Below are 516 nucleotides of genomic sequence, written 5' to 3'. Positions count from 1 at the left end.
GAAACATTATGAGAAGTTCGCTGATGGAAGTGCTCAAGAAATTGATGTTCCTTATGATATTCCTGATACTTGGGAGTGGGTGAGGATAAAATCAATTTATTGGAATTTTGGGCAAAATAAGCCAGAGAAATCCTTTAGGTATATAGATACGTCTAGTATTGATAGAAAAAAGAACATAATAAACTACAAAAATCTACAATATCTTTCACCTGAACAAGCGCCTTCCCGTGCCAGAAAATTAGTTTCGCAGAATAGTGTCTTATTTTCAACAGTTAGACCATATCTAAAAAATATTGCTGTAGTTAGAGAACTTAAAGAGTATTTGATAGCTAGTACAGCATTTATTGTTTTGGATACTTTACTTAACGAAACATATTTGAAATATTATTTATTATCAGATAATTTTATCAATCGTGTTAATAATAAATCTACTGGAACAAGTTATCCTGCAATCAATGATTATAATTTTAATCTATTATTAATTGCTCTCCCCCCACTATCCGAACAAAAATGCAT

1 protein-coding gene is annotated in these 516 nt (G+C 30.6%); it reads left to right on the top strand.

The window, feature by feature from the left end; all coding sequences use genetic code 11:
• On the top strand, window positions 1-516 hold a 516-nt coding region (locus HT693_RS11605), incomplete at both ends, for a restriction endonuclease subunit S (RefSeq protein ID WP_172925203.1).

The sequence above is a fragment of the Streptococcus sp. 2154 genome, from assembly GCF_013277255.1.
In the GTDB taxonomy this organism is placed as follows: domain Bacteria; phylum Bacillota; class Bacilli; order Lactobacillales; family Streptococcaceae; genus Streptococcus; species Streptococcus pseudopneumoniae.
The sequence above is the reverse complement of the archived record's forward strand: the minus strand, read 5'-3'. Positions and strand labels throughout refer to the sequence as shown.